We start from the raw sequence: 6,360 nt of genomic DNA, 5'->3' as shown, positions 1-6,360 counted from the left end.
CGTGCTCGTGCACGCGCGCAAAGCGCACCACCTCTCCCTGCTCCCCTTGCGGGGGAGCTGTCCGGGCAAATGCCCGGGCTGAGGGGGTGCCTCCTACCGCCGCGCTGCAGAGCCCGATCGTCGCCCGCACGCCCCCCTCCCCTCAGCCTCCTGCGGCGGGGCCCTTCTGTTTTCAGTATGGGAAAGAAAGAAACTCACGCAAGGGGCGTGAGCCATGATGGCCCACGATGGACCGAAATGACCCGAGATGGACCGCAGAATTTACATGGAAGGCGCCCTCAGGGCGTGGGCGATTGCGCGTCTTCGGGGGACGGCTTCGCCGCCTCCCCGGTCCCTTCGGACTCCGGCGACTGCTTCGCGAAATCCTCCCAGTCGTGGGTGTCCCAGAAGGAGGGGCCTTTTGTCAGCTCTAAGCCGCTCAACACGGCACTGTCAGAATGATCAGCGAGATTACCATTCAGCTTGTTTTGGTCCTGCGCGCGCTCAGCGGTGAATCGATATTGCTTTCCATTTGCTCTAAATTCAACAGTAAGCAACCGGTCTCTTTCTATTCTCCCCAAGTAGACACCTGTAATCTCGGGAGTTGCGAGCTGCAAAATAACCCGATGGAAGACACCCTGAAATGGTACCAGCATTATCTCAACCCCGGTTAGTTTGTTGATTCCGCTGTCCACCCGCATCGCAAGAGAGCTATAGAATTGCATTGTCTGACTATCCCCCATGGGTGCCAGTTCCGTTAAAGGCACTACATATTTCTTACCCCGTTCTCGATAGTAATTTTCGGCGACCATATGATCTCCATCAAGGCGCAGTATACCATCCACTGCCCCAAAATGTTTTCGAGAAAACTGCCACGAGAGGGAGCACGATTGCTCATTCATAGTCAGATCGTACATCTCAAATGACACCTCTTGCGCTAAGCGACTACCCTCTTCCTGCACTCCCTGCTGCAGTATTTTCAATCCTTCAAATGTCTCGATCACACGATATCGAAAACCCGAATAAGGATTGTCCGAAGGGGTCCAGTACCTGCCATAAATTTCGGGCAGATTGCATTGAGCCATCGCCCTTGTGGACGCAATCGAATGTTGCGGTACATTCAGTGCAGCTACTACACAAACAAGAACAATTACTACGGCTCTCATACCTCCTCCTATTGCGGCGGCAACCGTCCACTCGGGTTATTGGGAGAAAATCTGCAGTGAATAATTGGCGCCCAAGGGTTGCCTCCATTTGTCGATCGCAAAGGTATGCCAGCCAGGTGCTCATACAGCCGATAGTCTAACTGTGCCTGATTCGTTCTATCAATAAACTCTTGATCAGGATGTCTGGTTCGTTCCGGTGGGTCCATCCCATAGTGGACGCGGTCCTTGCTACCGAACCAAGTTAATCCGCTGGGTAGATGTTGCGCCCATTCCTGAGTTGAGAGGTATTGCTCCTGTGCGGTCACGGCGAACTCTGCGCTGTTCACATCGACTGAGCGCCCTTGTTCATGCGGCCCTCCACAAGGGAATGAAACCGTAAACAATCCTGGGTTTCCGAGAAGAAACTGATTTGATAGTCGGCGTTGGTGAAGAACTGTGCGAAAAACAGAAGTAAAATCAGGTTCTCTCAACTCCGTAACCGGTGCGGCCGCTACCTTCTCAGGTTCTTCTCGAGCATCAGCTAGATTTTGCAGCCATTCTTTGCCGAGTTGAATCATCGCCGGCGCCAGCACCCGCTCATTTTCTGGCGTCGCCAAAACTGTCCACTCTTCAGGGACCTCCACCAGCCTCTTCTCCCGCCCCCAGATCCGGTACTCCCCGCCGGCCGGGTCTTCGAGCACGGTGTAGGGCTCGGTATCGAGGCCGTAGATGTGCAGGAGCTGATGGCGCACGGGCGGGCTCACAAACGGCCCGTCCACGGGGGTGAGATCCGCGGGGGTCGCCACCTGCGTCGCCGGCGAGGGCAGGCGCAGCTTCCTGGTGTAGTAGGCGCTGTCGGGAATCGTCTGCGTGTAGGAATTGCCCGCCCGGATGGTGTAGGTCCGGTCCCCGGTCTGCGCATCGAAAAGCGGCTTCCGCGGCGTCACCGACAGGTCGAATTCCTCGTCCGCGACGAAGGAGGCCGAAAAAACCTGCGCGTCATTGACCGAAATCGCCATGGAAATATCGGGCGCCCCGTCGGAGTTGATGTCGGGAAGAAGCGGGCCGTTCACCGGCTCATCCAGCGGTGGATAGGGGGTCAGGTTCTCCAGCAAGATGGCATCCCATTTACTTCATGCTTTGTGCGCATCGGTGCCCCAACCCTAGCACACCACCAACGTGACTTTTCTCACAACCGCGTTGTGAGATGGTTCACGCGCGTTTTCGGCGATCGACAAATTTGGGCGACACTCCTGGGTTACACGCACGCAAGCTTTGCATAGCGGTATTTTGCGGTGTGACGGCTCTCACACTGTGCCGCTGGACTTTTGCGTCCAACCCACTGAAATCATTGGGTTTATATTCCTTAACAAAACTTAAAACAGCGATGGCACCGCCGTTGCTCTGTAAGCCTCTCATGCGAGCGGACGTTCCACGCGAACGGGAAGGACGCAAGAGAGATGAACAAGCCACTGATCTTTGCCATTGAAGACGACGCCGCCACCCGGCGGCTCCTTGAGAAGGCGATCACCAACATCGGATTCGCCTTCGAGGGATTCGATCGCATCCGCGATGCCAAGGCGCGCCTGGAACGCGCGGCCCCCGACGTCATCGTGGTCGACGGACTGCTGCCCGACGGCAGCGGCATCGACTTCATTCGTGAGCTGGTCGCCAGCAGCGCCGGTCGCCGGCCCAAGCTGGTCTTCTTCTCGGCCATCTTCCGGGACCTGCGCACGCGCCATTACCTCAAAGACCTGGGCGTCGAAGTCGTCATGGACAAGCCCATGTCCATCCTGCAGCTTCGCGAGAAGATCGCCGGCCTGCTCAACATTCAACTGATCGGCCCCCGCAGGGCAGAGGCGCCGGCCGCCTGAGCGGTCACATCACGAAACAGGAGAAGCGCCATGTACAACGATACCAAGATCTTCGCCCTCGACCCCGCCGGAGCCCTGCAGTGCCTGCTCGTGCCGGCCTGCGATGAACTCGGCGTGGAGCTGAGCGTCTTTGCGGGCGTCGACGCCCTGGAGCGGCGGCTTTCCTTCGACATGCCCGACCTGCTGCTGCTGGGCGGCGTGGAGGTGAGCGGCCGCGAACTCGAAATGCTCCGCGTGCTGCTGGCCGAGACCGGCCGGGCCGCGCCGCGCGTGCTCTTCTGCTCGGCACTGGCATTCGATTTTCGCGTCTACCAGCAACTCAAACTTCTCGGCGTGGACCGCATGATGCCGCGTCCGGCCAATGCAAACGAACTCGGCGCGGAAATCGCCGGCCTGCTCGGTCTGGGTCAGTGGGACCCGACACAATTCGATGCCGTCGCGGGCGTTCGCTAGGAAGTGAAGGATCTCACCATGGATATCCCCAATTACTCGCCCCTGCCCTTTGACCCCAAGGTGCTCATCGTCGATGACGCCCCCTTCCACCGGGCCTTCGTGGCCAAGGCGCTCTCGGGCCTGCCCGCATGGCTGAGCTACGCGCGCGAGGGCCGCGAGGCCATCGAGCTGGCCATTGCCGAGCGCCCGGCGCTCATCCTGATGGACCGGGTCATGCCGGTGATGGACGGGCGCACCGCCGCGCTGGCCATTCGAAGGCGCCCCGAGCTCAAGGCCACGCAGATCCTGTGCGTCTCGGCCAACCTCGACCCGGCGCTGCTCTGTGACGGCACCTTCAACGGCCACGTCGAAAAACCCATCCAGGCCGACGCGCTGCGCGCGCTGGTGGCCGAGCGCTTGGGCATTACGAGCTGGCTGCGCCGCGCCGGCTAGGCACACCCGACACCAATGAGGGCACAACAAGAAAGCCCCGCTTCCTGGATGAGGAAGCGGGGCTTTTCTTTCGGACGCTGTGGCAGTGTACACCCCGACGGGAGGGCAACCTTGCAAGATGTAACAAGTACGCCGAAGCCTTCGTTTTCCCTTGTGAAACGGGGCGCCGCGCCGCGTCCTGGACACCCTGATCCCGAAAAACGCCGCAACAACGGATACTTGTATCGTACAGTGGCTTGACACAACGCCCCATTTGTCGGAGGATGGGGCTCTTGGGGGCAGCGTTGCCCGCCGCGGTTCCGCAGAGGGAAGACTCGGAACCGATCCGGGCAGGCAGTGCGCAGATAGGGAGCAGGGTACATGTCCCGCCAGCCGATTGTCCTGGTCGTCGACGACCAGGGATTTCACCGCAATTACGTGCGCGATTCGCTCGAATGCCTGCCGGTCACCATTGTCGAGGCCGAGGACGGACAGAGCGCCATTCAGGCCGCCAGCGATCACAAGCCCGAGCTCATCCTGATGGACCGGGTCATGCCGGGAATGGACGGCGCCACCGCCGCCCGCAACCTGCGCAAGATCCCCGACCTTCGCGCGACGAGCATCGTGGCCATGAGCGCCAACATCTCCGTCGACCTTCTAAAGGACGGCACCTTCAACGGCCACGTCCCCAAACCCATCGACGCCGCGGGCCTGCGAATCCTGGTCTGCAACAAGCTGGGCCTCGCACCCGCGCTCGCGCAGGTGGCGGTCTGAGCGCCGAAACTGAAACAGCCAAAAGGCCCGGCATTGCCGGGCCTTTTTTGTCGAGCGATGATCAGGCCTTGCTGTAGGCCCTCAAGAAATCTTCTCGTGAAATGCGCGCCTGTGTGCAGATGGTTCGGAGAGTCGAGCCTTTCAATGTGGCATGATTTGGCAACGTAAGCGGTGTGCGGGTTCCATCTGAATTTTCGCGAATCATTGCGATGTGGTTGCCTTCACGGACGACCCGGAAACCCAGCGATTCGAGGGCGCGGAGAACCCGGGCGCGGGGGGCATCGACCGGGAACCTCGGCACTAGCTCGCAATCGCCGCTTCTTCGACGTAGGCCTCAAGCACTTCGTCGTCACCCTCAAACGCCTCGGCCCCGAAGGTTTCAATATGAAACGCAATCGCGGACTTCACATCAGCCACGGCTGCCTCGCGGGTCTCCCCCTGGCCGACGACGACCCCCTTGAGTCCCAAGGGATAGGCCACGTAGCCGTCCGGGTGCTTCTCTACAATGATCTTGACGCTTCGCATGAGAAAAACCTCGAAACCATTCTACCCCCTTCCCCCCGGCGCCGCCAGTCGCGCTAGACTTCAGCCATGCGCGCCCTTCGAATCACCGCCGCCGTCTTCTCCCTTGCCCTCACCCTCGTCTTCACGAGCGGCTGCGACGAGCTTCTAAATGGCTGCCTGGCCGTGTTCACCATCGAGGAATTCAACGTGAGCCCCAACCCGGCCACCGCCGGCCAGAGCGTGCTGGTCACCTGGGAACTCCTCAACGAGGAGAGCACCTTCCCCCACTGCAACGTCGCCGTGATTACGCCCGGCGGCACCGAGCTCATCGCCATCGACCGCACCGACAGCGGCTCGGTCAGCTTCACCGCGACCGAGGACGCCACCGTGGCCATCGACTGCTCCCAGCTCTGCGGGGGAGATGAGATGAAGGTCAGGGAGTTGATGGTGACGGAGTAGGAAGCGGGCGCCGGCACGCTACAGGTTGAGATCCTTCGCTGCACTCAGGATGACAGCCTGGGCCAGGAAACTTGTCATCGTACAACTCGTAATCCCACGGTTGTCATCCTGAGCGTAGCCCGAAGGGCGCAGCGAAGGATCTCAACCGATCACCAGTTTGCACGGCACACTGGGCTCAGAACCATTTCTCAGCCAGGTCGAGCCACTTGGGATTCTCCGCTTCGATCAGCGCAACCTTGCGCTCACGTTTCCAGCCCTTGAGCTGCTTCTCGCGCTCGATCGCGACATTCACATCGTCGGTTTCTTCAAAGTAGACGAGTTTGTGTACATGGTATTTCCTGGTGAAGGCGCTGCCGTCGCCGCTCCGATGCTCCCAGACGCGCCGTTCAAGGCTGTTGGTCATTCCAACGTAGAGAACCCGACTCTTGCTCGCCATGATGTAAACGTAATAGCGGTGCTCGCGCCTCATCACCTTCCACCATGGTTCTACGCCAACGCGAAAGCGGTTGAGATCCTTCGCTGCGCTCAGGATGACAACCACGGGGATTGCAGGTCATCAAATATACGCGTTCCCGCCCAAGATTATCATCCTGAACAACGCGAAGGATCTCAACGTGCCCCAGGCCGACGCAGACCCCCTACGCCGCCCCGCTCTCCTGAATCCTGCGCGCTTCTTCGGCCGGCGTGAGGTCTGAGTGGCAGGCGGCTTTGCCCTCGGCGGTGGCGGCGACGGCTTTCTTCGTCTTGCTGGCGAGCTTGTG

Annotated in this window: 10 protein-coding genes; 5 read left to right on the top strand and 5 right to left on the bottom strand. The window is 60.0% G+C overall.

Translation table 11 applies throughout. The features are described 5' to 3' along the window. Window positions 1–278 precede the first annotated feature (278 nt). A complete protein-coding gene (locus KDH09_16550) occupies window positions 279–1,145 on the bottom strand; it encodes a hypothetical protein (GenBank protein ID MCB0221309.1) in 867 nt (288 codons plus the stop codon). A gap of 8 nt (window positions 1,146–1,153) precedes the next feature. Further along, window positions 1,154–2,239: a hypothetical protein gene (locus KDH09_16545; GenBank protein MCB0221308.1), complete on the bottom strand. Its 1,086-nt coding sequence runs from the start codon at window positions 2,237–2,239 to the stop codon at window positions 1,154–1,156. A gap of 345 nt (window positions 2,240–2,584) precedes the next feature. Here KDH09_16545 and KDH09_16540 point away from each other — a divergent pair, with 345 nt between their 5' ends. The 4 genes from KDH09_16540 to KDH09_16525 all read left to right on the top strand — a co-directional run bounded on the left by KDH09_16540 (window position 2,585) and on the right by KDH09_16525 (window position 4,636). Further along, complete coding sequence (locus KDH09_16540; GenBank protein MCB0221307.1) at window positions 2,585–2,998, top strand: response regulator; 414 nt, start codon at window positions 2,585–2,587, stop codon at window positions 2,996–2,998. Window positions 2,999–3,028: 30 nt separating this feature from the next. Next, window positions 3,029–3,451, top strand: a complete 423-nt coding sequence (locus KDH09_16535) for a hypothetical protein (protein ID MCB0221306.1) — start codon at window positions 3,029–3,031, stop codon at window positions 3,449–3,451. Window positions 3,452–3,469: 18 nt separating this feature from the next. Then, window positions 3,470–3,883 (top strand): response regulator, encoded by a 414-nt coding sequence (locus tag KDH09_16530; protein ID MCB0221305.1) that lies wholly within the window; start codon window positions 3,470–3,472, stop codon window positions 3,881–3,883. A gap of 360 nt (window positions 3,884–4,243) precedes the next feature. After that, entirely contained in the window at window positions 4,244–4,636 is a 393-nt protein-coding gene (locus KDH09_16525) for a response regulator (GenBank protein ID MCB0221304.1), read from the top strand. A 61-nt stretch (window positions 4,637–4,697) separates the two neighbouring features. Here KDH09_16525 and KDH09_16520 read toward each other — a convergent pair whose 3' ends face one another. Beyond that, window positions 4,698–4,937 carry a type II toxin-antitoxin system HicA family toxin gene (locus tag KDH09_16520; protein ID MCB0221303.1) on the bottom strand — a complete coding sequence of 80 codons (240 nt, stop codon included), beginning with the start codon at window positions 4,935–4,937 and terminating at the stop codon, window positions 4,698–4,700. Beyond that, entirely contained in the window at window positions 4,937–5,161 is a 225-nt protein-coding gene (locus tag KDH09_16515; GenBank protein ID MCB0221302.1) for a type II toxin-antitoxin system HicB family antitoxin, read from the bottom strand. Before KDH09_16515 ends, KDH09_16520 begins: the two co-directional genes overlap by 1 nt. A gap of 66 nt (window positions 5,162–5,227) precedes the next feature. Here KDH09_16515 and KDH09_16510 point away from each other — a divergent pair, with 66 nt between their 5' ends. After that, window positions 5,228–5,599 (top strand): hypothetical protein, encoded by a 372-nt coding sequence (locus KDH09_16510; GenBank protein MCB0221301.1) that lies wholly within the window; start codon window positions 5,228–5,230, stop codon window positions 5,597–5,599. A gap of 175 nt (window positions 5,600–5,774) precedes the next feature. Here the strand turns inward: KDH09_16510 and KDH09_16505 are convergent, their stop codons facing one another. Then, a complete protein-coding gene (locus KDH09_16505; protein MCB0221300.1) occupies window positions 5,775–6,068 on the bottom strand; it encodes a GIY-YIG nuclease family protein in 294 nt (97 codons plus the stop codon). Window positions 6,069–6,360 lie beyond the last annotated feature (292 nt).

The sequence above is a fragment of the Chrysiogenia bacterium genome, from assembly GCA_020434085.1.
GTDB lineage: Bacteria > JAGRBM01 > JAGRBM01 > JAGRBM01 > JAGRBM01 > JAGRBM01.
This window is presented reverse-complemented; position numbering and strand designations above follow the sequence as displayed.

What these genes read in the sequence shown, in the direction of transcription:
- KDH09_16550 (MCB0221309.1), bottom strand. Translation starts at nt 1,145, where the DNA reads ATGAGAGCCGTAGTAATTGTTCTTGTTTGTGTAGTAGCTGCACTGAAT.
- KDH09_16540 (MCB0221307.1), top strand. Translation starts at nt 2,585, where the DNA reads ATGAACAAGCCACTGATCTTTGCCATTGAAGACGACGCCGCCACCCGG.
- KDH09_16535 (MCB0221306.1), top strand. Translation starts at nt 3,029, where the DNA reads ATGTACAACGATACCAAGATCTTCGCCCTCGACCCCGCCGGAGCCCTG.
- KDH09_16530 (MCB0221305.1), top strand. Translation starts at nt 3,470, where the DNA reads ATGGATATCCCCAATTACTCGCCCCTGCCCTTTGACCCCAAGGTGCTC.
- KDH09_16525 (MCB0221304.1), top strand. Translation starts at nt 4,244, where the DNA reads ATGTCCCGCCAGCCGATTGTCCTGGTCGTCGACGACCAGGGATTTCAC.
- KDH09_16515 (MCB0221302.1), bottom strand. Translation starts at nt 5,161, where the DNA reads ATGCGAAGCGTCAAGATCATTGTAGAGAAGCACCCGGACGGCTACGTG.
- KDH09_16510 (MCB0221301.1), top strand. Translation starts at nt 5,228, where the DNA reads ATGCGCGCCCTTCGAATCACCGCCGCCGTCTTCTCCCTTGCCCTCACC.
- KDH09_16505 (MCB0221300.1), bottom strand. Translation starts at nt 6,068, where the DNA reads ATGAGGCGCGAGCACCGCTATTACGTTTACATCATGGCGAGCAAGAGT.